The following is a 21,054-nucleotide window of genomic DNA, read 5'->3' as shown; positions in this document are numbered from 1 at the left end:
GAAATTGTTCGCAGTTGCGTGGCACTACGGGGCCATAGGGTCGGCGCTGTGCCCGGAACGGAAGGACCCACGCTGCGACGCCGGCGGCTCGGTGCTGCGCTGAAACGGTACCGGGAAGCGGCCGGCCTCACGCAGGGGCAGGTGACGCGGCAGCTCGAGTGGCATGCCGCCAAGGTGACCCGCATCGAGACGGCGCGCGTGTCGGTGACGCCGCGCGACGTCACCGACATGCTGACGCTGTACGGCGTGCGCGACCCGGAGCACCGCGAGGCGCTCACCGAGCTGGCCCGCGCCTCGCGTGAGCGCGCCTGGTGGGCGGATTACCGCGACATCGTCCAGCCGGACTCGTACGTCAGCTTCGAGGCCGAGGCGTCCGCGATCCGCAACTGGGAGCCGGTCGTGCTGCCGGGGCTGCTGCAGACCGAGGCGTACATGCGGGCGCTGTTCCGCACCTCGCTGACCAGCCGGCCCGACCGGGTGGACCGCGCGGTGTCGCTCCGGCTGGCCCGCCAGCGCCGCCTCACCGGCAAGCACCCGATCGAGCTGGGCGCGCTGCTCGACGAGTCCGTGCTGTACCGCCCGATCGGCGGCCGGCGCGCGATGGCCGGGCAGCTGCGCCACCTGCTCACCCTCTCGGAGCTGCCCAACGTGTCGGTGCGGGTGCTGCCGTGCGGCGTGGGCGAGCACCCACTGCTCGGCATGTCGGCGGCGCTGCTCGCGTTCGACCAGGCGGCCGAGCTCGACGTCGTCTTCGTCGAAGGGTTCGGCCGCACCAGCCACTTCCTGCGGCGGCCGCAGGAGGTCGCCCGGTATCGCGCCGTGTTCGACGAGGTGGCCGCCCGCTGCCTCGACGCGCGCGCCACCCGCGGGGCCGTCGAGGCGGCCCTGCGGACGTGGTCGCGCCGGCCCTCACCGGTGCGCTAGGACGCTCAGCCGTTGGGCCGCGACTCGATGGCCTGCAGCGCCCAGCTGTTGCCGTCGGGATCGCGGAAGTACACGAAATTGCCCCACGGCTGCTTGTCGACCTCGCTGGCGTCGACGCCGGCCCGGACCAGCTGAGCCCGGGCGGCGTCGGCGTCGGCGATCACGCACTGGATCTCCTGCGTGCCGGGCGCCTTCTCGGTGATGCCGTCACCGATCACTATGGAGCAGGCCGAGCCCGGCGGTGTGAGCTGCACGAATCTCAGCCCCTCGCGCACGCGATGGTCGTGATCGGCGTGGAACCCCACCTGCTCGTAGAACGCCTTGGCGCGGTCGACGTCGGTCACCGGGACGGGGATGAGCTCAATCTTCATGTCCATGGCCCCACGGTAGGCCCGGGGTACGACAGTTCCGCCGGCGTCACGGCCGGCGGTTGTCACGGGGCGCGGTCTGCGCCGGGCGGCAGCCCTGGCGGGCCGGAACGGACTCGGTCCGCCCCGGCCCGCGATCGATGCCGTCGTCCCCCGCGAGCTCGTCGCGGCCGGCATCGAACGGCTCTCCCAGAGGAGTCATCGGTTCCCCTTGAACTGCGGGCAGCCCTTCTCGTCGGGCAGCAGCGGCCGGAAGGTGATCAAGTATTTCCCGCTGCCCGCGGTCCACGGGGTCAGCTGGTTCGCCATCCTGGCCGTGGTCATCACCGTGGCGACGTCGGCCCCGGTCACGACCACGCAGCCGATCTTGAGCGCCGGGTTGAGGTAGTCGCCGGGCAGCGCCGGGCCGGTCCACGCGATCGGGGTCTGCGCGGGCTCGTCGCCGGCCGGCTCGGTGTAGGGGCGGGCCAGCACGGCGAGCGACGTCGGCTCGTACGCCACCGAGGCGGTCGTCGCGTCGCCGGCGGAGAGGTCGGTGAGCTTCTTGACGAAGCCGGCCAGCCGGGCGCGCGCGGCCTGCTGGGCGGCGGTGAGCATCGGGTCCTTGGCCTGGGCCTCGTTGAGCGCCTCGACCGACACCGACTGCACGCCCTGATCGGTGCGGACGGTCACCCGGGTGGTCGGCGCGTCGGCCACGTTGGGCCGGCCGAAGTCGGTGCCGGGGCGGACGCCGGAGGCGGTGGCCTCCTGCGTGAGCTGCTGGATCTGGTCGGGGCTGAGCGTGACGACCTGCAGGTTGGGCAGCGCCGGCCCGGGATAGATCGCGGGCACGGGCCCCTGGGTGATCACGCGTCCGTCGGCGTAGACGCTGACCGCCGGCAGCGAGCCGACTGTCCGGTCCGGCGGCACGAAGCCGCCGTACGACTCCACGCGCGCCACGAGGTCGTCACCGCTGCGGGGGGAAGCGGGGGCGCTCTCCGGCGAGCCGGAGCCCGTCGCGCTGCCCGCGCCGGTGGCGCCGGGCTGCGCGCAAGCTGCGAGCAGGAACAGGGGAACGGCGGCGGCCATCAGGGTGCCGCGGAGACGGTTCATGACCGTTCAGACGATCGGCCCGCGCCGCCGGTTCCGGCTCTGTCATCAAATGGCCCGGAAAGATCTCGGGCGCTTTTCCGTTGCAGTCGTATTGCGAAGCCGCTACGGTTGGCAATGCAGTCGTATTGAAAAGGGGAGGCCCGATGACGATCGTCGATCTGAGGGATGCCGGCATGGTCGAGGCGGTCGGAGGCAAGGCGGCCACCCTCGGCCGGTTGCTGCGCGCCGGCGAGCGGGTGCCACCCGGCTTCTGCGTCACGACCGAGGTGGACGAGCTGCCCCGCGCGGAGATTCTCGAGGCGTACGAGCGGCTCGGCGGGGGACCGGTGGCGGTGCGCTCCAGTGCGACGGTCGAGGACGCACCGGATGCGAGCTACGCCGGTCTGTTCGACACCGTGCTCGACGTCCAGGGTCCCGAGGCCCTGCTCGCCGCGATCGAGACGTGCCGCGCCTCCACCGGCAACGCCCGCGCGACGGCCTACCAAGCCGCCCGCACGCCCGGCGAGCAGAAAGCGGTCCGCATGGCGGTCGTCGTCCAGCGGATGGTCGCCGTCGAGCGGGCGGGCGTGCTGTTCACGGCGAACCCGGTCACCGGCTGCCGCACCGAGATGCTCGTCGAGTCGGCGTCCGGCGCCGCCTCGGTGGTGGAGGGCCGGACCGCCGTGGACCGCCACGTCGTCGGCCCGGGCGACCCGCTGGGCGAGCTGGGGGAGCGGCTGCAGGCCCTGCTCGGCGAGCCGCAGGACGTCGAGTGGGCGGCCGACGGGCACGGCGTCCTGTGGGTCCTGCAGGCGCGGCCGATCACCACGCTGTTCCCGGCGCCCCCGCCGAGCGACGACCTGCGCGTCTACCTCGAGTTCGGCCACGTGCAGGGGATGCTGCAACCGGCCACCCCGATGGGCATGGACACCCTCAAGGACCTGGTCAAGGCGATGCTGGCGCCGCTGGGCCTGCACGTGGACATCACCGACATCGGCGGCCGGCTCTACGGCGACCTGACCGGCCTCGTCCGGGACCCGGTCGCCCGCCGCCGCCTGGTCCCGCTGCTGGCCGTCGACTTCGGACCGCGCGCCCAGGCCGTCGTGCGGCACGTTCTCGACGACCCGCGCTTCGCCCCGCAGCGCCGGGTCGAGCGGCCGCGCTCCGCCAGGCCCCCGATCGGCCGTGCCGTCCGCGGCGTCCTCGGCGCGCTGGCCCGCCCCGACCGGGCCCGTGCCGGGCTGCATCGGGAGGTCGAGCGGATCCGCCGCGACTCGCTCCGAAGCCGCGACGGCCTGACCGCGGCCGAGCGCCTCCGGCTCGTACGGGAGCACGACCAGACCGACGGCCCCGACGCGATCATCTGGCCGATCGTCGCGGGCATGCTCGCCGCCGCGCTCCCGCCGCGCCTGCTCGGCGGCGTCGCGCACCCCGGCGAGATCAACACCGTGCTGGCCGGCATGCCGCACAACGTGACCATCGAGATGGACCTCGCCCTGTGGGACCTCGCGCGCACCGCCAAGGACCCCGACGACGTGGATCTCGGGGAGTTCCTGGACGCGTACGGGCACCGCGCGGCGGCCGAGGTCGACCTCGGTGTCCCGCGCTGGTCGGAGGACCCCGCACCGGTCCGGGCCGCGCTCGCGACGCTGATCCGCGTCACCGACCCCGAGCAGGCGCCGGACCGCCGGTTCGCGCGCGCGGCCGAGCAGGCCGAGGCCACCCTGCGTGAGCTGGCGGTCCGGGCGCGGCGGCGCCGGCCCGTACGCGGCCGGCTCGCGGTCTTTCTGCTGCGAAGGGCGCGCCGGCTGGCCGGGCTGCGCGAGGCGGGGAAGTTCGCGGGCCTCTACCGCCTCGCCGAGATGCGCCGCCACCTGCTGGCCGCCGGCGCGGACCTGGTGGCGGCGGGCGTCCTCGAGCAGCCCGGCGACATCATGTTCCTGACGCTCGACGAGGCCGCGGCCGCCGTACGGGACGGGGTCCTGCCCGTGTCGATCGTCGCGCGCCGGGCCCGGCACGACCGCGAGTCGCGTCGCCGGTCCGTACCGGTGGGTCTGCTCTCCGACGGCACCGACGTCGAGACCCTGCTGCCGGCCGCGGACGACGACGCGCTCATGGGCGTCGGCGCCTCCGCGGGACGGGCGACCGGCCGCGTACGGGTGGTGCTCGATCCCGCCACGGCCCGGCTGGAGCCCGGGGAAGTGCTGGTCACCGCGACCACCGACCCGGGCTGGACGCCGCTGTTCCTGACCGCCGCCGCGCTCGTCACCGAGACCGGCGCGGTCATGGCCCACGGTCCGACCGTCGCCCGGGAGTACGGCATCCCCGCCGTCATCTGCGTGCCCGGCGCCACCCGTCGCCTGCGCACCGGCCAGTCCGTCACCGTCGACGGCGCGGCCGGCACGGTCACCGTCGAGGAGGACCGATGAGCGGGTCGTCGGGCCGCGCCGCGTACGCTACGTGACGCCATGCCCAAGAAGGTCGACCACGACGAGCGCCGCCGCCTGATCGCGGACGCGTTGATGCGCGTGGCCGCCGAGCAGGGCCTCGAGGCGGTCAGCCTGCGCCACGTGGCCGCGGCCGCCGACGTCTCGGCGGGCATGGTGCAGCACTACTTCCGCACCAAGGACGAGATGATGGCGTTCGCGCTCGCCGCCGTGCGCGAGCGCAGCGAGGCCCGGGTGCGCGCCGCCCTCGCCGCGCTGGGCGACGACCCGCCGCCCCGGCTGCTGCTCCGCACCATGATCGCGGCGCTGCTGCCGCTCGACGAGGCCTCCCGCGAGGACGGCCGGGTGGCGCTGGCCTTCCTGGCCTACACCGCCGTACGGCCGCAGGCGCGCGCGGAGCTGCGGCCGGGCACGGCCCGCATGGTCGACTTCATCGCGAGCCGGCTGCCGGACGGCACGACCGGCTCGGCGGCCGCGCTGCTGGCGCTGATGGAGGGCCTCGGCGTCTATCTGCTCGGCGGGCAGTACACCGACGAACAGGCGCTGCAGGCGCTCGACGCCCACCTGGACCTGCTTTTCGATTGAGTGGGCCCGCGTCGGATTCCCTACAAGCCGACTGCCCGATCTACGGATGCCCGCGCGCTCGCGAAAGCGAAACATGACGTTCAATCCCGTGCGCCGAGTGTAGGGAAAGAACGATGGCAAAAATCGATCCGGGTCTCAAATTCCTTCTCCGTCAGGATTCCGCCGCCCTGTCCTCCCTTTCCAGCGAGGTCGCCTTCAACGTCGAGGCGGCCGTCGAGCCGCGCGCCACCGTGCTGCTGCAGTTCGACGGCGACGTCGCCGAGATCGAGAGCGCCGGGTTCGCCCCCCGGTCGGTCGCCGGCGATGTCGCGACCGGGGAGGTTCCGCTGCACCTGCTCGAGGAACTGGCCGGTCATCCCGCGATCCGCCGGATGGAGGCGTCGCGGGTGCTGGGCTCCGAGCTCGACCTCACGCTGCCCGAGGTCAAGGCCGGTCCGGTCCACACCGGACCGCCGGGCCACCGCGGGGCCGGGGTCATCGTCGGCATCATCGACTCGGGCATCGACTACACCCACGAGGCATTCCGCCGCAGCGACGGCACCTCGCGGATCATCGCGATCTGGGACCAGGGTCTGGACCCGCAGGGAAACGAATCCCCGCCGGCCGGATTCACCTTCGGCGTGGAATACCAGACCAATGCGATCAACGCCGCGCTGGCCGAGGCCGATCCGTTCTCCTTCGTCCGTCACCGCGATGCGCAGATTCCGCTCGACGGCTTCCACGGCACGCACGTCGCGGGCATCGCGGCCGGGGACGGGTCCGCGCCCGGTCAGGGGCATCCGGCGTTCCACTTCATCGGCGTGGCGCCCGAGGCCTCGCTGATCGTGGTGGCCAACACCCGCGGGCGCGCGGGGGAGCTGGGGCTGGGCGACTCGGCCGACACCCTCGACGCCGTCCGCTACATCTTCGACGTGGCCGCGTCGCTGGGCCGGCCCGTGGTGATCAACCAGAGCCAGGGCGACAACATCGGCCCGCACGACGGCACCAGCCTGCTCGAGGTCGGCATCGACAACCTGCTGGGCGGCCAGGGCCGAGCGATGGTCAAGTCCGCCGGCAACGAGGGCGCCCGCGGCCGGCACGCCAGCGGCACCGTCGGCGGGACCGCCTCGATGCTGCAGTTCAAGGTGCCGCCCAACCAGTTCACGCCCGTGACGATCGACCTCTGGTACGCCGACGGCGACAGCTTCGACGTCGTGGTCACCGATCCGCTCGGCGAGTCCACGCCCGTCGTGTCGCCGGGCGCCGACCCGGTGCCGATGACGCTGGCCAGCGGCAACGAGGTGTTCGTCGACTCCGACCTGGACGACCCCGGCAACGGCCACAACCGCGTCTTCCTCGTGGTCTCCCGCGGCACGGCCGACACGGTGCGACCGTCCGCCTGGACCATCGAGATCCGCCGGACGACCACCGGCCCGGGCACGTGGGACGCGTGGATCCAGCGCAACGCCAGCGCCGTGTTCCTGCCCCCGTTCGTCAACCCGGCGCGGACGATCTCGGTGCCCGGCACGGGCCGCCAGATGATCACCGTCGGCTCGTACGTGGTCCGGGGCGCCGGCGTCGGGTCGATCTCGTCGTTCTCGAGCCTCGGCCCGACCCGCGACGGGCGGCAGGCGCCGACCCTGGCCGCGCCGGGGCAGGCGGTCATCGCCCCGCAGCCCGCCTCGACGGGCGACCTCTACGGCCCCATGCAGGGCACCTCGATGGCCGCTCCGGTGGTCACCGGCGCGATCGCGCTGATGCTGCAGAAGAACCCGCTGCTCACCCAGGCGGACATCCGCCACTGCCTGCAGAGCAGCGCGCGCTCCGACAAGTTCACCGACAACACGCCCAACCACGCCTGGGGCAGCGGCAAGCTCGACGTCCACGCGGCCTTCGAGGGTGTCGCCGTGCCGAGTGGCGCGGAGTCGACCGGCACCGCCTTCTGGTTCGACTCCCCGGGCTACTCGACGTCGTAGTAGGACACCGGCGGCTCGTCGCCCGGCCGGGCGCCCTCGGGCGCCAGCGAGGTGGCGAGCTGCACGGCGACCACGAAGTCGTGCCCCGCCAGGTCGAGCAGGGCGGTCGCGGGCAGGTCCGCCGACAGCACGTCCTCGGCCACCGTCCGCACCCCCACGCCGCTCGACCGCAGCTCCCGGAGCTGGTCCTCGCTGAACGCCCCGCGGCCGCGCACCAGCACGGCAACCTCGGGCGCCGACTCCCGTGGCGTGCCGCCCAGCCCCCGCAACAGGTGCCGGGCGGGCGCGTCGAGCTTGTCCGTCGCGGTCATGGCGTTCCCCTCGGGTGTGGCGGACGGGCCTGCTCCAGCCTCCCCGCTCCCGGCGAGCCGCGCCAGCCTCCGGCCTCACCCGGGCCGTCCCGGGGAGGCCGGGACGATCGCCCGGGCGGGCGGGACATTGGCACTGGAGGGGTGGCCCGCCGGTGGCACAGACTGTCGAGGTGAGGTGGGCACGGGCCGGTGCGGTCACGGCAGCGACGGCTTCGGTCGTCGTGGTCGCCGTGGCCTGGTACCGGATCGCCCGGCCGAGCGAGGAGACGTGGTTCTTCGCGCCGGTGCCGTTCACCGGGCCGGCGTTCGTCGTGGCGTGCGGGGTGCTCGGCATGGTCTGGGCGGTCACGGGCGGGATCCTCGCCGCGGCCCGGCCGCGCAACGCGGTCGGCTGGCTGGTGCTGGGCATCGGCGTGTCGCAGGCGGCCGCGGTGTGCATCACCGCCTACAGCGGCTACGGGCTGCTGGGCAGCTCGCCGTCGTGGGGCGCGTACTTCGGCCCGGCGCTCTACCTGCCCGGGTGGCTCATCCCGCCGACCCTTCTGCTGGCCCTCTATCCCGACGGCCGGCTGCCCGGCAGGTGGTGGCGGTGGCCGGTCGGCGTGGCCACGCTGTCGATCGTCATGCTCATGCTCTGCATCCCGTTCCCGGTGGTCGACCCGATCCACTCGTCGGGCTGGGGCATGGTGCCGCGCTTCCCCGAGCGGCTGGCCGACGTGCTGGTGCCGGGTCCGCGCGTCTACGACCCCGGGGTCTTCCTCTCCACCGACGTGCAGGCGACGATCCCCGCGCTGCCGCCGGCGTGGGCACAGTGGAGCAGTTTCAGCTCCTGGACGTTCACGCCGCTGCTGGGCATCTCGATGATCACCATCTGGGTGGGGACGGTCCTACGGCTCTACCGCGCCCGCTCCCCGCGCCGCCAGCAGCTGGCCCTGCTGATCTGTGTCGTGATGCCGTTCCTGGCGGCGTCGTTCTTCGTGACGGCCACCTTCGCCAACGTGCTGATGCTGCTGCCGCTGCTGCTCGTGCCGATCGCCGTCGCGGTCGGCGTGCTGCGCTACCGGCTGTTCGGCATCCAGACGGTGCTGCGGCGCGGGCTCGTCTACGGCATGTACACCTCCGCGGTGGTGGCCGCCTACCTCGGCGTCACGGCCGCGGCCGGCGCGGTCGTCGGCGCGGCGCTGGACAGCCGCCCGCTGTACGGCGTGATCGCCGCGGCGGCCGTGGCGGTCGCGCTCGCCCCGGCCCGGGACCGGCTCCAGCGGGCCGCCGACCGGCTGCTGTACGGCCAGCGCCGCGACCCGATCCAGGCGATCACCTCGCTGGGCGAGCGGGTCGCCGGCACCGGCGACGGCGACCTGCTGACCGCGACCCTCACCAGCGTCGCGGCCGCGGTGCGCGCGCCCGGCGTGAGCCTGGTGGGCGTCGACGGCCGCCTGCTGGCCCGGGTCGGCGCCGACGACGCCGAGTGCACCACGAACCTGCCGCTGCACTTCGGCGGCGCGGCACTCGGCGAGGTGCGGGTGCTGCCGCGGCGGCCCGGCGAGGCCTACACCGCCGCCGACCTGCGGCTGCTGGCCGTGCTGGCCCTGCAGGTGGCGGTCGTGGTGCGCGCCGACCAGCTCGCCGAGCAGCTCGAGGCGGAACGCGACCGGGTGGTCACGGCGGCCGAGGCGGAGCGGGACCGGCTGCGCGCGGACATGCACGACGGTCTCGGCCCGTCGCTGTCCGGCATCGGCCTGGGGCTGGAGGCGCTGGCCGACACCGACCAGAGCCCGTTGCTGCGCCGCATCCAGGACGAGGTGGCCGTCGCGCTCGCCGAGGTCCGCCGGATCGTGGACGACCTGCGCCCGGCGGCGCTGGACACCATGACGCTGCCCGAGGCCCTGCGCCGGCACGCCGCTACCGTGTCGGCGAAGGTGCCGGTGTCGCTCTCCGCGTCCGCGCTGCCCAGCCTGCCCGCCGACGTGGAGAACGCCGCGTACCGGATCACCACCGAGGCGCTGACCAACGTCGCCCGGCACGCCGAGGCCCGGCACGTGCGGGTCAGCGTCGCCGCGCCCGACGGCGCGCTGCGCATCGTGGTCGCCGACGACGGGCACGGCACCCGGTCGGCCGTCGCGGGCATCGGGCTCACCTCGATGCGCCGGCGCGCCGAGAACCTGGGCGGGCGCCTCGACCTGCGCTCGGGAGACACCGGCACCACCATCACCGCCGTCCTGCCGCTGGAGCAGCCATGACCAGTCCCGTGCGGGTCGTCCTCGCCGACGACCACCCGATGTTCCGCTACGGCCTCGCCGCGGCGATCGCCGCCAGCCCGGAGATCGAGATCGTCGGCGAGGCGGCCGACGGCCGCGAGCTGCTGGCGCTGGTCGACGGCGCCGGCCCCGACGTCGTGATCACCGACCTCACCATGCCCGGCATGGACGGGGCCACGGCCACGCGCGCGATCCTGGCCCGGCACCCGGAGGTCAGCGTCCTGGTCCTGACCATGCACGACGAGAACAAGACGCTGATCGAAGCGCTGCGGGCGGGCGCGCGGGGCTACCTGCTCAAGGGCGCCGACCGTACGGAGATCATCCGTGCGGTCCTCGCGGTGGCGGCGGGGGAGTCGGTGTACGGCACCGGCATCGCCCGGCGCATCAGCGACTTCTTCATCGGCGCGGACGCCGACCGGGCGACCACGGTGTTCCCCGAGCTGACCGACCGGGAGCGGCAGGTGCTCAAGCTGGTCGCGGCCGGCTGCGGCAACCACGACATCGCCCGGCGGCTGGCTCTGTCGGAGAAGACCGTCCGCAACCACGTCTCGGCGATCCTGTTCAAGCTGCAGGTCGGCAACCGGGCCGCCGCGGTGGCCAAGGCGCGCGACGCGGGCCTGGGCGGCTCGCGGTGAGACGGCTGCTGCTCGCGGCCACCGCCGCGGCGCTGGTGCTGGGCCTGGGCGGCTGCGGCGGTCCGGAGCCCGTCGCGTTCGCCGCCGGCACCACCATGCACCGGCTGCAGCAGAGCGGGCACATCCGCATCGGGGTGAAGTCCGACCAGCCGAGCCTGGGCTTCCTCAACCCGGCGACCAACCGCCACGAGGGCTTCGACGTCGAGATCGCCACCATCGTGGCCGAGGAGCTGGGGCTGAGCCGCAAGCAGATCACGTTCGTGACCACCACCTCGGCGGTGCGCGAGGACTACCTGGTCCAGGACCGGGTGGACATCGTCGTCGCCTCGTACTCGATGAACGACGGGCGGCGCGCCGACGTCGGGCAGGCCGGGCCGTACTTCCGCACCGGTCAGCAGCTGCTGGTGCGGCGCGCCGACCGCGACGTGATCACCGGGCCGGAGCAGATCCGCCCGGGCCGGGTCTGCTCGGTGTCGGGCTCGACCTCGATCGTCACGTGGCAGAAGCTCTACCACACCGTGCCGGAGGCGGAGCAGACCTACACCCGGTGCGTGCAGCGGCTGCTGACCCGCTCGGTCGACGGCGTCACCACGGACCGGGCGGTGCTGCTCGGCTACGTCGCCCAGCTGCCGACCAAGCTGGCCGTGGTGGGGCCGGTGTTCTCCGCCGACGCGTACGGGATCGGGTATCACAAGGGCGACCGCGCGTTCTGCGAGTTCCTCACAGCCGTGATCGTCGAGGCCGAGCGGGACGGGCGGTGGCGCGAGGCCTTCGACCGCACGCTGGGCCAGGCCGGGGTGCCCGCCCCCGACGAGCCCCAGCCCGAGCCCTGCCGCGACTAGTCAGTTCTTGTCGGCGCGGGTGAAGCGGTTGCGGTAGTCCGACGCGCTGAGGCCGTAATGGCTCTTGAAGCGGCGCGCGAAGTAGTTCTGGTCGGGCCAGCCCACCGACTCGCCGATGCGGTTGATGGGCTGGTCGGTGTGCAGCAGCCGGGCCGCCGCGAGCTCGACGCGATGGCGCGACAGATAGGCCATCGGCGGCAGCCCGGTCGCGGCCTTGAACAGCCGCACCAGGTAGCCCGGCGCCAGGTGCAGGTCGGCGGCGAGCTCGGTCAGGGTCCACTGGTACGCGGGCCGGTCCTCCATCATCCGCATGGCGTCCAGCACGGCGGGGTGGGTGCCGGCGGCGTCGCCGGAGATCGCGTCGGTGCCGGCGACCACGCGGCCCAGCGCGCTCAGGAACAGCGTGAGCCGGCCGACCAGGTCCCCGCGGTACTCGGGCGCCGGCAGCGCGCGCAGCTTCTGCAGGGCGTCGAGGTGCTCCAGGCAGCCGGTCAGCGCGTCGTCGTGCAGGTGGGTGGAGAGGATGCCGCGCCGCTGCCCGGAGTACGGGCCGGTCCACAGCAGGTGGCCGAGCTGCGGGTCCTGCCGGGTCCAGGCCAGCTCGCGCTGCATGAGCTCGGTGGAGAAGCAGCAGTTGTAGAGGTCGAGCCGTTCGCAGTCCTCGTAGCCGTGCCACACGCCGGGCCGCAGCAGCACCGCGTCGCCGACCCGCAGCCGCCGCCGGCCCGCGAGGCTGTGGTGCACGCCCGAGCCCGAGACGACCACGGCGATCTCCACGAAGCTGTGCGTGTGCACCGGGTGCACGCCTTCGTGCAGGTAGTGCCCCGCGTACGCCACCGAGCCGTCGATGAAGTGCAGCAGGGTCCGGGTGTTCTCGACCGGCGGGTCTTCGGCCATGCCCCACCGTAGGCCCCAGGTGAATTTCGTGCTACCTCCGGTTCATTGCGGGCTATGTCGCAGGCCACACCGAAACAGAGGATCGGTGCACGGCGAAACGTTCTCGCCACGCCAACGAAACACGAAGTCCGCCCTCGCGTCGTATCGGTTCTTGAATCGTTTCACGGCGGGAAGGCCCTGCTCAGGAGTGACATGCCGGACATCGCCGCCCCCGCCGCCCTCCGCTTCGAACACCATCTCGCCCCCGCGCTCGGCCTGGGCACGGGCACTCCGCGCCTGTCCTGGCAGGTTCCCTCGGCGCCCGAGGGCTACGCCCAGACCCGCTACCAGATCGAGATCACCCGAGGCGGCGAGCCCGAGGTCTTCGAGGTCGCGTCGGGCGAGCAGGTGCTCGTGCCCTGGCCGGGCGCGCCGCTGGGGTCGCGGGAGTCGGCGAGCGTACGGGTCAGGGCCGGCGACGCCGCGGGCCTCGGCGACTGGAGCGAGCCCGCCACCGTCGAGACCGGCCTGCTCGAGGCGTCCGACTGGACCGCCCGGTTCGTCAGCCCGCGCGAGCTCGGCGCCTTCGGCCGCCCGTCGCCGATCCTCACCGGCACGGTCGAGGTGCCCGCCGGCGTCGTCAAGGCCCGGCTGTACGCCACCGCGCACGGGCTCTACGTGGCCCGGCTCAACGGCGAGCGGGTCGGCGACGAGCAGCTCGCCCCCGGCTGGACCGCCTACCAGCACCGGCTGCGCTACCGCACCCACGACGTCACGGACCTGATCACCGAGGGCGTCAACCGCCTCGAGGTGCAGCTGGGCAACGGCTGGTTCCGCGGCTACCTCGGCTTCCGCAACCAGCACAGCCTCTACGGCGACCGGCTCGCGCTGCTGGCCCAGCTCGAGGTCGAGACCGCCGACGGCCGGGTGCACACGCTGGCCACCGACGGCTCGTGGACCGCCCGCGAGGGCACGGTCGTGGACGACGACCTCTACAACGGCCAGCTCACCGACCTGCGCCGCGAGCCCGGCCCGCAGAGCGCGGTCGACGTGCTCGACGCCGACCTGGGCCTGCTGGTCGCGCCCGACGGCCCACCCGTGCGGATCACCGAGGTCGTGCCCGCGGTCGCCGTCACCACGTCGCCGTCGGGCAGGACGCTCGTCGACTTCGGGCAGAACCTCGTCGGGTGGGTCCGCCTGCGCACCAGCGGCGGCGCCGCGGGCGACACCATCACGGTCCGCCACGCCGAGGTGCTCGAGGACGGCGAGCTCGGCGTCCGCCCGCTGCGGACGGCCAAGGCCACCGACGCGTGGATCCTCGCCGGCCCGGACGAGGTCGTGCTCGAGCCCAGCCTGACGTTCCACGGGTTCCGCTATGCTGAAATATCGGGAATGTCAGAGGTGCGGCCCGAGCAGGTCGAGGCGGTCGTCGTCGGCTCGGATCTGCGGCGCACGGGCTGGTTCACCTCGTCGCACGAGCTGCTCAACCGCTTCCACGAGAACGTGGTGTGGGGCATGCGCGGCAACTTCGTCGACGTGCCCACCGACTGCCCGCAGCGCGACGAGCGGCTCGGCTGGACCGGCGACATCCAGGTCTTCTCGCCCACCGCCTCGTTCCTGTTCGACACCGCGGGCTTCCTGAGCAACTGGCTCGCCGACCTGGCCGCCGAGCAGCAGAAGGACGGCTCGGTGCCGCACGTGGTGCCCGACGTGATCCGCCAGGCCGGCCCGGCCGCCGCGGCCTGGGGCGACGCCGCCGCGGTGGTGCCGTGGGTGATCTACCAGCGCTTCGGCGACGCCGGCCTGCTCGAACGGCAGCTGCCCAGCATGCGCGCCTGGGTCGACCGGATCGCCGGGCTCGCCGGTCCCGGCCTGCTCTGGGCGGGCGGCTTCCAGTTCGGCGACTGGCTCGACCCGGCGGCGCCGCCCGAGGACCCGTTCCGCGCCAAGGCCGACCCGGACGTGATCGCCACCGCGCACCTGGCCCGCTCCGCCGAGATCGTGGCCCAGGCGGCGCTGGCGGTCGGCGACGGCGAGGTGGCCCGCGAGTACGGAGAGCTGGCCGGCCGGGTCCGGGCCGCGTTCGCCCGCGAGTACGTGACCGGGGCCGGCCGGGTGCTCAGCGACGCTCCCACGGCGTACGCGCTGGCCCTGCAATGGGCGCTGCTGCCCGGTGAGGAGCAGCGGCGGCACGCGGGGCAGCGGCTGGCCGACCTGGTCCGTACGTCCGGGTTCCGGATCAGCACCGGGTTCGTCGGCACGCCGCTGATGACCGACGCGCTCGCCGACGCGGGGGAGCCGGACCTGGCCTACCGCCTGCTGCTGCAGACCGGGGTGCCGAGCTGGCTCTACCCGGTGACGATGGGCGCCACCACGGTGTGGGAGCGCTGGGACAGCATGCTCCCGGACGGCAGCATCAACCCCGGCCAGATGACCTCGTTCAACCACTACGCGCTGGGCGCGGTCGCCGACTGGTTGCACCGGCGGGTGGCCGGCCTGGCGCCCGGCGAGCCCGGCTACCGGCGCCTCGAGGTGCGGCCGCTGCCCGACCGGCGGCTCACCCACGCCTCCGCGCGGCACCTCACCCCGTACGGGGAAGCCTCGGTGTCCTGGAAGCGCGACGGCGGTGAGCTGCGGCTCGAGGTGGTGGTGCCGGTCGGGACGAGCGCCGCGGTGCACCTGCCGGGAGCCGCCGAGCCGGTCGACGTGGGCCACGGCCGCCACGCGTGGACGGTGGAGGACCCGTACGCCTCCGCGGCCTCGCTGCCGGCCGAGCCCACCATCCGGCAGCTCATGGACCACGAGCCCAGCTGGGACAAGCTCGTCGCCGCGGCCCGCGAGGCCGGCGTCGCGGACGGCGAGGCCGACCTGGCCGAGCGGCTCGAGCGCCACCTCGGCGCGCCCGCGGCGGACTTCGCCGACGCCGCCACCGCGCACGGCTTCATCCCCGGCGGCGACCAGCTCGCCGCCCGCCTGACCGCCCTCCTCTCCCCCTCCTCCGACAAATAAGGGAGCCATCCATGAGACGACGTCCGATAGCGCTCGCCGTTTTCTCCGCCGCCACCCTGGCCCTCGGCGCGTGCAGCGCCGGCAGCCTCGGCAGCAGCGAGGACGAAGGCAGCGGCGGCGGCGGCGGCAAGGTGACGCTGTCGTTCCTGACCGACAACCAGCCCGAGACCGTGAAGATGGCGGAGGGGCTGGCCAAGGACTTCACGGCGAAGAACCCCGACATCACGATCAACGTGGAGACCCGGCCGCAGGGCACCGAGGGCGACAACATCGTCAAGACCCGGCTCTCCACCGGCGACATGACCGACATGTTCATGTACAACTCGGGCTCGCTGATGCAGGCGCTCGCGCCGCAGAAGAACCTCACCCCGGTCGACGACTTCGCCGGGCAGCTCGACGACAACTTCAAGAAGGCGGTCGGCTCGGACGGCAAGATCTACGGTGTGCCGTTCGGCAACTACATGGCCGGCGCGATCCTGTACAACAAGGACGTGTACGACAAGAACGGGCTGAAGGTCCCCACCACCTGGGACGAGTTCATGGCGAACAACGCCAAGCTCAAGTCCGCCGGCGTCGACCCGGTGATCCAGACGTACGGCGAGACGTGGACCTCGCAGCTGTTCATTCTCGGCGACTACCACAACGTCGAGGCCACGAACCCGGGCTGGGCCGACCAGTACACCAAGAACCAGGCCAAGTACGCGACGACGCCCGCGGCCAAGGCGGGCTTCGACCACCTCCAGCAGGTGCACGACGCCGGGTACGTCAACAAGGACTTCGCCTCCGCCAAGCTCACCGACGGGCTCACCAAGCTCGCCAAGGGGCAGGGCGCGCAGTACCCGATCCTGTCCGCGATGCTCAGCCAGCTCGTCGCCGACAACCCCGGCACCGAGAACAAGATCGGGCTGTTCGCCATCCCCGGCACCGACGCCGCCAAGAACGGCCTGACCGTGTGGGCGCCCAACGGCCTCTACATCCCCACCAGCACGACCGGCGCCAAGCTCGACGCGGCCAAGAAGTTCCTCGGCTTCGTCGCCAGCCCCGACGGCTGCGCCTCGATGGGCAAGGCGTCGCAGCCCAGCGGCCCGTACGCGGTCACCGGCTGCAAGCTGCCCGACTCGGTGCCGCAGGCGGTCAAGGACATGCAGACCTACATCGACAAGCAGGGCGCCTCCAGCCTGGCGCTGGAGTTCCTCTCCCCGGTGAAGGGCCCGGCGCTCGAGCAGATCTGCGTCGAGGTCGGCTCGGGCATCCGCAAGTCCGACGCGGCCGCCAAGCTCTACGACGAGGACGTCAAGAAGCAGGCCCAGCAGCTCGGGCTCGAGGGCTGGTAGACGGCGTGGCCACCGACACCTCGGTCCGGGCGGCCCGGTCGCGCTCCGGCGCGGCCGGGCCGGCCCCGGCCGGCCGCAGACGCAGCCCGTACCCGCACTGGTTCTATCTGCCCGCGGCGATCGTCTACGCCGTGCTGTTCCTGGTGCCCACGGTGACGTCGTTCTACTTCAGCCTGACCCGCTGGAGCATCTTCGACTCGCAGTTCATCGGGTTCGACAACTACGTCACGTTCTTCCGGGAGCCGGCGCTGGTCTCCGGCCTGTGGCACACCGTGGTCTACGCGGTGATCACCTCGGGTCTCAAGGTCGTGCTCGGCCTCGGCCTGGCGGTGCTGCTCACCTCGCAGATCGTGGCCCGCGGCTACCTGCGCTCGGTCGTGTTCTTCCCCGTGCTGGTCAGCACCATCGGCGTCGGGCTGACGTTCACGATCCTGCTCGACCCCGAGGAGGGGCTGGTCAACGAGTCGCTGGCCCTGCTCGGCATCCAGGGGCCGGGCTGGCTGACCGACCCCAGCTACGCGCTGTTCTCGGTCGCGCTGGTCGACGTGTGGAAGGGCGTCGGGCTGGCCACGCTCATCTACATCGCGGGCATCGTGTCGATCCCGCAGGAGTACTTCGAGGCGGCCCGCGTCGACGGCGCCACCGCCTGGCAGAACTTCGTGCGGATCGTGCTGCCGCTGGCCCGCCCGGCGACGTTCACCGTGATCCTGCTGTCGCTGATCGGCGGCCTGCGCTCGTTCGACCTGATCTGGGCGATGACCCGCGGCGGTCCCGGCTTCACCTCCGACGTGATCGCCTCGGTGATCTACAAGCAGTACCAGGCCGGCTTCTACGGCCTGTCGACCGCCGGCAACGTCGTGCTGTTCCTGCTGGTGACGGCGATCATCTTCCCGCTGTCGCGGTACCTCAACTCGAAGGAGGTGGATCTGTGACCACTGAGGTCGTCTCGCGCAAGCCGCGCAAGAACTATCTGCTCAGCGCGGTGGCGATCGTGCTGTCCACCGTGGTCTTCGTGATCCCGTTCGTGTTCATCCTGCTCACCGCGGTGAAGAACCGGCAGGAGGCGTCGCGGCTGAGCTTCTCGTGGCCCACGCAGTGGCACCTCGTGCAGAACTTCGTGGACGTGGTGCAGGCCCGCGACTACATGCTGATCATCGCCTTCATCAACAGCACGATCCTCACGGTGGCGTCGGTGACGATCCTGGTCGTGCTCGCCGCGATGGTCGCCTTCGTGCTGCAGCGGCGCCGCACCCGGTGGACCGGCCTGATCAACTTCCTGGTGCTGTCCGGGCTGATCATCCCGCCCGCGGTCGTGCCGACGATCTGGGTGCTGCAGAAGCTGGGCCTGTTCCGCACGATGCCGGGGCTGATCCTGGTCGAGGTCGCGTTCGGCCTGTCGTTCTGCGTGCTGCTGTTCCGCGCGTTCATCGCCACGATCCCGCGCGAGCTCGACGAGGCCGCGATCATCGACGGGGCCGGCCCGGTGCGGCTGTTCTTCCGCGTGGTGCTGCCGCTGCTGCGCTCGGTCATCATCACGGTCGTGGTCGTGCAGTCGGTGACCATCTTCAACGACTTCGTGAACCCGCTGTACTTCCTGCCCGGCGACCAGAACGCCACCGTGCAGCTGACCCTCTACAACTTCTCCAGCGCGTACTCCACCCAGTACAACCTGCTGTTCATGGACATCCTGCTGATCACGATCCCGCCGCTGCTGATGTTCCTGTTCTTCAACAAGCGCATCGTCGCGGGCATGACCGCGGGCGCCATCAAGGGCTGACCGTTCCCACCCCGCGTGGCCGGCGTCGGCCTTGCCGTGGCCGTTCGCGCGGGGGAGCATCCGCTTGTGAAGGCCGGCGGGGCCGGCGGCATCCGGGTCACCGTGCGGATCGCCGGGGACGGCGTCATCACCCGGATGGCCGTCGTCTACCCGTCCTGACCGGCCAGGTCGCGTTGGTAGAGCACGCTCCGGTGGGTCGGGCGGTAGCCGAGCGCCTCGTTCGTGCGGCGCATCGCGACGTTGCTGTCGGCGGTGTCGGCGAGCAGCCCGGACAGGCGGGGGAACAGCGAGCCGACCCGGGCGATCTGGGCGGCCTTCATCCAGCGGGCCAGGCCCCGGCCCCGGTGCGTGGGCAGGACGCCGGTGCCGTAGTGCTGCGCGTCGCCCGTGCCGCCGGCCGGGACGACCAGCTCGGTGAAGCCGGCGATCTCGCCGCCGGAGGTCAGCGCGGCGGTGGTGGTGAGGGTCTCGCCGCGGCGGGCGACGGCGTCGGCGATCGCGTGCAGCCGGGCGACGTCCCACGGCTGCGGCTCGTGGGCCGCATCGCCCATCGGCATGTCGTCCAGGGCCGGGCGGGCCCGGACGAACGTCGCGGCGAGCTCGGCGGGGACCGTTCCCTCCCAGTGCGCCAGGCGATACCCGGGCACCGGGACGGCCGGCGGGTGCGCGGCGCCGGCCAGCGGCAGCCGGGTGTACGTGAGGGCGAGAACCTGCCGCAGGCCGTGCCCGACGCAGAAGCGCTCGCCCTCGGAGCCCGGCCGCACGGGCTCGGTGAGCAGCGCGCTCAGCCCGCGGGCGGTGGCCGCCTCGACGAGCGAGCCCAGCAGCGCGCTGCCGACACCGGCCCGCCGCTCGGCGGGGTGCACGTGCATCTGGACGTCCGCGGTGCCGCCGGCGACCGGCAGCCACAGGAACGCGGTGCCCAGCGGGCGGCCGTCGGAGGCGGCGGCCAGCCACGCGAGCCGTTCCCGCCGCTCGGGGTCGGCCAGCGGGGTGATCTTCATGGCGCTCATTGTGGCGGCGGCAGGCCGCGCCCGGAAGGGGCTGGACCCGGTGGCCGCGCCCTCAAGTAAGGGCGCGGCCGGCCGGGGGTGTCACCAGCCGCGACGGCGGTAGTGGCCGTGGTGGCGGTAATGCCCGTGGTGCCGGTAGTGGCCGTGGTGCCGGTAGTGGCCGTGATGCCCGTACGCCGGACCGTAGGCGCCGTGGCCGTAGGCGCCGGGGTGACCGTAGGCGCCGGGAGGACCGTACGCCCCCGGGTGGTGACCGTAGCCCTGCGAACGGGCGATGCGGTGGTTCACCTCGCGCAACAAGCCGTCGGCCACGGGATTGTGCCCGCCGTGATGCGCCCGCCGTTGCAGCTTCGACGCCAGCATCGACAGCAGGAACCTCTTGACGGAACCGCTCACTCGAGCCTCCTGGAAGAAGTGGTCCTCCAACGGTACGTGGGCTTGTCGAGCACACCCTGTGACCAGCCTGGCGGTTCCCTGAGTCTCACTGCCAGCGGATCATCGCGGCGGTCGCGTCGTCGCGCAGCTCGCCCTGCTCGTAGCTCACTATCGTGTGGATCAGCCGGCGCATCACCTCGGGCGGGGTCACCCCGCTGCCCAGCTCGTCGAGCACGAAGCCGGTCAGCCGGTCGAGGCCGAACAGGGCGCCGGAGCGGTCCCGCGCCTCGGTGATGCCGTCGGTGTAGAACACGAGCGTGTCCCCGGGCGTGAGCTGCTCGCTGATGATCGTCGGCGGCCGCCGCAGCATGCTGCCCAGGCCCAGCGGCAGCGCGTTGGGCGTGGGCAGCGCGGGCAGGCAGCGGCCGTCGCGCAGCACCAGCTCGGCCGGGTGCCCGGCGCTGATCCGGTCGTAGCGGCCGGTCACCGTGTTCAGCTCGGCCAGGATCGCGGTGACGAAGCTGCCCGGGTACTGCGCCCGGATCCACTTGTCGATCGAGCGGTAGGTGTCGGCGAGGCTCAGCCCGGAGCGGCGGGCGTTGCGGTACGTGTTGAGCGTCAGCGTGGTCAGCGCGCTCGCCCCGATGCCGTGCCCGACCGTGTCGAACAGCCCGACGTGCAGGATGTCGCCGTTGGCCGCGTAGTCGAAGGCGTCGCCGCCCACGTCGTAGCAGGGCTCGAGGACGGCGCTGACCACCGTGCCGTCCACCGCGAACGTGAGCGGCGGCAGCTGGTTCCAGATGATCTCGGCCGCGAGCTGCATGGGTTCGCGGCGCCGGGTGTGCTCGACCGCGTCGCCGTAGCCGCGCCGGCTCGCGATCAGCTCGGCCACCAGGGCCGCGATCACCTCGAGCTCGGGATCGGGCGCGCCGCTCGTGTGCAGCTCCAGCACCCCGAGCCGCTCGGCGCCGTGCATCAGCGGCAGCCACACGTACTCCGGCGAGGTGATGAGCCGGGCGTGCTCGAAGGCCTCGCCCGCGGGCGTCCCCTCGACGGGCACGCGCTCGCCGCTGTCGGCGCCGCGGCCGCGCAGGGGCCACAGCTCGAGCTGGCCGTAGTCGATCAGCAGCACACGGGCGGACTTGGCGCCCAGCAGCGGGGCCGCGTCCTGCAGCAGGGCGGGCAGGTCCTCGGCCCGCCCCCGATGCCGCAGATCGAGCAGCCTGCGTACGGCTTCCAACGCCTCGGGCACGTGCCCATCATGCCCGGCCGGG

General features: G+C 72.9%; 19 protein-coding genes. 11 read left to right on the top strand and 8 right to left on the bottom strand.

Annotated elements, in window-relative coordinates:
* Positions 1-18: 18 nt before the first annotated feature.
* On the top strand, positions 19-924 hold the full coding sequence (locus ACSNN8_RS41210; RefSeq protein WP_436656517.1) for a helix-turn-helix domain-containing protein: 906 nt from the start codon (positions 19-21) through the stop codon (positions 922-924).
* Positions 925-929: 5 nt separating this feature from the next.
* Here ACSNN8_RS41210 and ACSNN8_RS41205 read toward each other — a convergent pair whose 3' ends face one another.
* The 3 genes from ACSNN8_RS41205 to ACSNN8_RS41195 are packed head-to-tail and all read right to left on the bottom strand — an operon-like array spanning position 930 to position 2,384.
* Complete coding sequence (locus ACSNN8_RS41205) at positions 930-1,301, bottom strand: VOC family protein (protein ID WP_436656515.1); 372 nt, start codon at positions 1,299-1,301, stop codon at positions 930-932.
* A gap of 40 nt (positions 1,302-1,341) precedes the next feature.
* A complete protein-coding gene (locus ACSNN8_RS41200; RefSeq protein WP_436656513.1) occupies positions 1,342-1,494 on the bottom strand; it encodes a hypothetical protein in 153 nt (50 codons plus the stop codon).
* Positions 1,491-2,384, bottom strand: a complete 894-nt coding sequence (locus ACSNN8_RS41195; RefSeq protein WP_436656511.1) for a hypothetical protein — start codon at positions 2,382-2,384, stop codon at positions 1,491-1,493. Before ACSNN8_RS41195 ends, ACSNN8_RS41200 begins: the two co-directional genes overlap by 4 nt.
* A 143-nt stretch (positions 2,385-2,527) precedes the next feature.
* Between ACSNN8_RS41195 and ACSNN8_RS41190 the strand changes: the two genes are divergently transcribed.
* From ACSNN8_RS41190 to ACSNN8_RS41180, 3 genes are all read left to right on the top strand, one after another.
* Positions 2,528-4,792, top strand: coding sequence for a PEP/pyruvate-binding domain-containing protein (locus tag ACSNN8_RS41190; RefSeq protein ID WP_436656509.1), 2,265 nt, complete (start codon positions 2,528-2,530; stop codon positions 4,790-4,792).
* A 39-nt stretch (positions 4,793-4,831) separates the two neighbouring features.
* Positions 4,832-5,395, top strand: a complete 564-nt coding sequence (locus tag ACSNN8_RS41185; protein WP_436656507.1) for a TetR/AcrR family transcriptional regulator — start codon at positions 4,832-4,834, stop codon at positions 5,393-5,395.
* Between the two features lie 113 nt (positions 5,396-5,508).
* Positions 5,509-7,350, top strand: a complete 1,842-nt coding sequence (locus ACSNN8_RS41180; protein ID WP_436656505.1) for a S8 family peptidase — start codon at positions 5,509-5,511, stop codon at positions 7,348-7,350.
* Here ACSNN8_RS41180 and ACSNN8_RS41175 read toward each other — a convergent pair.
* The gene (locus ACSNN8_RS41175; RefSeq protein ID WP_436656503.1) at positions 7,335-7,661 is read right to left on the bottom strand and encodes a hypothetical protein; all 327 of its coding nucleotides are present in this window, start codon (positions 7,659-7,661) and stop codon (positions 7,335-7,337) included. The genes ACSNN8_RS41180 and ACSNN8_RS41175 overlap by 16 nt on opposite strands.
* A 170-nt stretch (positions 7,662-7,831) precedes the next feature.
* Here ACSNN8_RS41175 and ACSNN8_RS41170 point away from each other — a divergent pair, with 170 nt between their 5' ends.
* The 3 genes from ACSNN8_RS41170 to ACSNN8_RS41160 are packed head-to-tail and all read left to right on the top strand — an operon-like array spanning position 7,832 to position 11,396.
* The gene (locus ACSNN8_RS41170; RefSeq protein WP_436656501.1) at positions 7,832-9,901 is read left to right on the top strand and encodes a sensor histidine kinase; all 2,070 of its coding nucleotides are present in this window, start codon (positions 7,832-7,834) and stop codon (positions 9,899-9,901) included.
* On the top strand, positions 9,898-10,554 hold the full coding sequence (locus tag ACSNN8_RS41165; RefSeq protein ID WP_436656499.1) for a response regulator: 657 nt from the start codon (positions 9,898-9,900) through the stop codon (positions 10,552-10,554). Before ACSNN8_RS41170 ends, ACSNN8_RS41165 begins: the two co-directional genes overlap by 4 nt.
* A complete protein-coding gene (locus ACSNN8_RS41160; RefSeq protein ID WP_436656497.1) occupies positions 10,551-11,396 on the top strand; it encodes a glutamate ABC transporter substrate-binding protein in 846 nt (281 codons plus the stop codon). The genes ACSNN8_RS41165 and ACSNN8_RS41160 overlap by 4 nt, the downstream gene beginning before the upstream one ends.
* On the opposite strand, the gene ACSNN8_RS41155 is transcribed toward ACSNN8_RS41160, so the two are convergent.
* Positions 11,397-12,293: an AraC family transcriptional regulator gene (locus ACSNN8_RS41155; RefSeq protein ID WP_436656495.1), complete on the bottom strand. Its 897-nt coding sequence runs from the start codon at positions 12,291-12,293 to the stop codon at positions 11,397-11,399.
* A gap of 192 nt (positions 12,294-12,485) precedes the next feature.
* Here ACSNN8_RS41155 and ACSNN8_RS41150 point away from each other — a divergent pair, with 192 nt between their 5' ends.
* Genes ACSNN8_RS41150 through ACSNN8_RS41135 form a run of 4 tightly spaced genes read left to right on the top strand, consistent with a single transcriptional unit; the run spans position 12,486 to position 18,392 of the window.
* Positions 12,486-15,281, top strand: coding sequence for a family 78 glycoside hydrolase catalytic domain (locus ACSNN8_RS41150; RefSeq protein ID WP_436656493.1), 2,796 nt, complete (start codon positions 12,486-12,488; stop codon positions 15,279-15,281).
* An 11-nt stretch (positions 15,282-15,292) separates the two neighbouring features.
* Positions 15,293-16,615, top strand: a complete 1,323-nt coding sequence (locus ACSNN8_RS41145) for an ABC transporter substrate-binding protein (protein ID WP_436656491.1) — start codon at positions 15,293-15,295, stop codon at positions 16,613-16,615.
* Positions 16,616-16,620: 5 nt separating this feature from the next.
* Positions 16,621-17,547, top strand: a complete 927-nt coding sequence (locus ACSNN8_RS41140) for a carbohydrate ABC transporter permease (protein WP_436656489.1) — start codon at positions 16,621-16,623, stop codon at positions 17,545-17,547.
* Positions 17,544-18,392 (top strand): carbohydrate ABC transporter permease, encoded by an 849-nt coding sequence (locus tag ACSNN8_RS41135; protein WP_436656487.1) that lies wholly within the window; start codon positions 17,544-17,546, stop codon positions 18,390-18,392. Before ACSNN8_RS41140 ends, ACSNN8_RS41135 begins: the two co-directional genes overlap by 4 nt.
* Positions 18,393-18,538: 146 nt before the next feature.
* Here the strand turns inward: ACSNN8_RS41135 and ACSNN8_RS41130 are convergent, their stop codons facing one another.
* From ACSNN8_RS41130 to ACSNN8_RS41120, 3 genes are all read right to left on the bottom strand, one after another.
* Positions 18,539-19,396 carry a GNAT family N-acetyltransferase gene (locus ACSNN8_RS41130; protein ID WP_436656485.1) on the bottom strand — a complete coding sequence of 286 codons (858 nt, stop codon included), beginning with the start codon at positions 19,394-19,396 and terminating at the stop codon, positions 18,539-18,541.
* 90 nt (positions 19,397-19,486) lie between these two features.
* Positions 19,487-19,801 carry a hypothetical protein gene (locus ACSNN8_RS41125; protein WP_436656483.1) on the bottom strand — a complete coding sequence of 105 codons (315 nt, stop codon included), beginning with the start codon at positions 19,799-19,801 and terminating at the stop codon, positions 19,487-19,489.
* 85 nt (positions 19,802-19,886) lie between these two features.
* Complete coding sequence (locus tag ACSNN8_RS41120) at positions 19,887-21,032, bottom strand: PP2C family protein-serine/threonine phosphatase (RefSeq protein ID WP_436656481.1); 1,146 nt, start codon at positions 21,030-21,032, stop codon at positions 19,887-19,889.
* Positions 21,033-21,054 lie beyond the last annotated feature (22 nt).

This window comes from Actinoplanes sp. URMC 104 (assembly GCF_051386375.1).
GTDB lineage: Bacteria > Actinomycetota > Actinomycetes > Mycobacteriales > Micromonosporaceae > Actinoplanes.
This window is presented reverse-complemented; position numbering and strand designations above follow the sequence as displayed.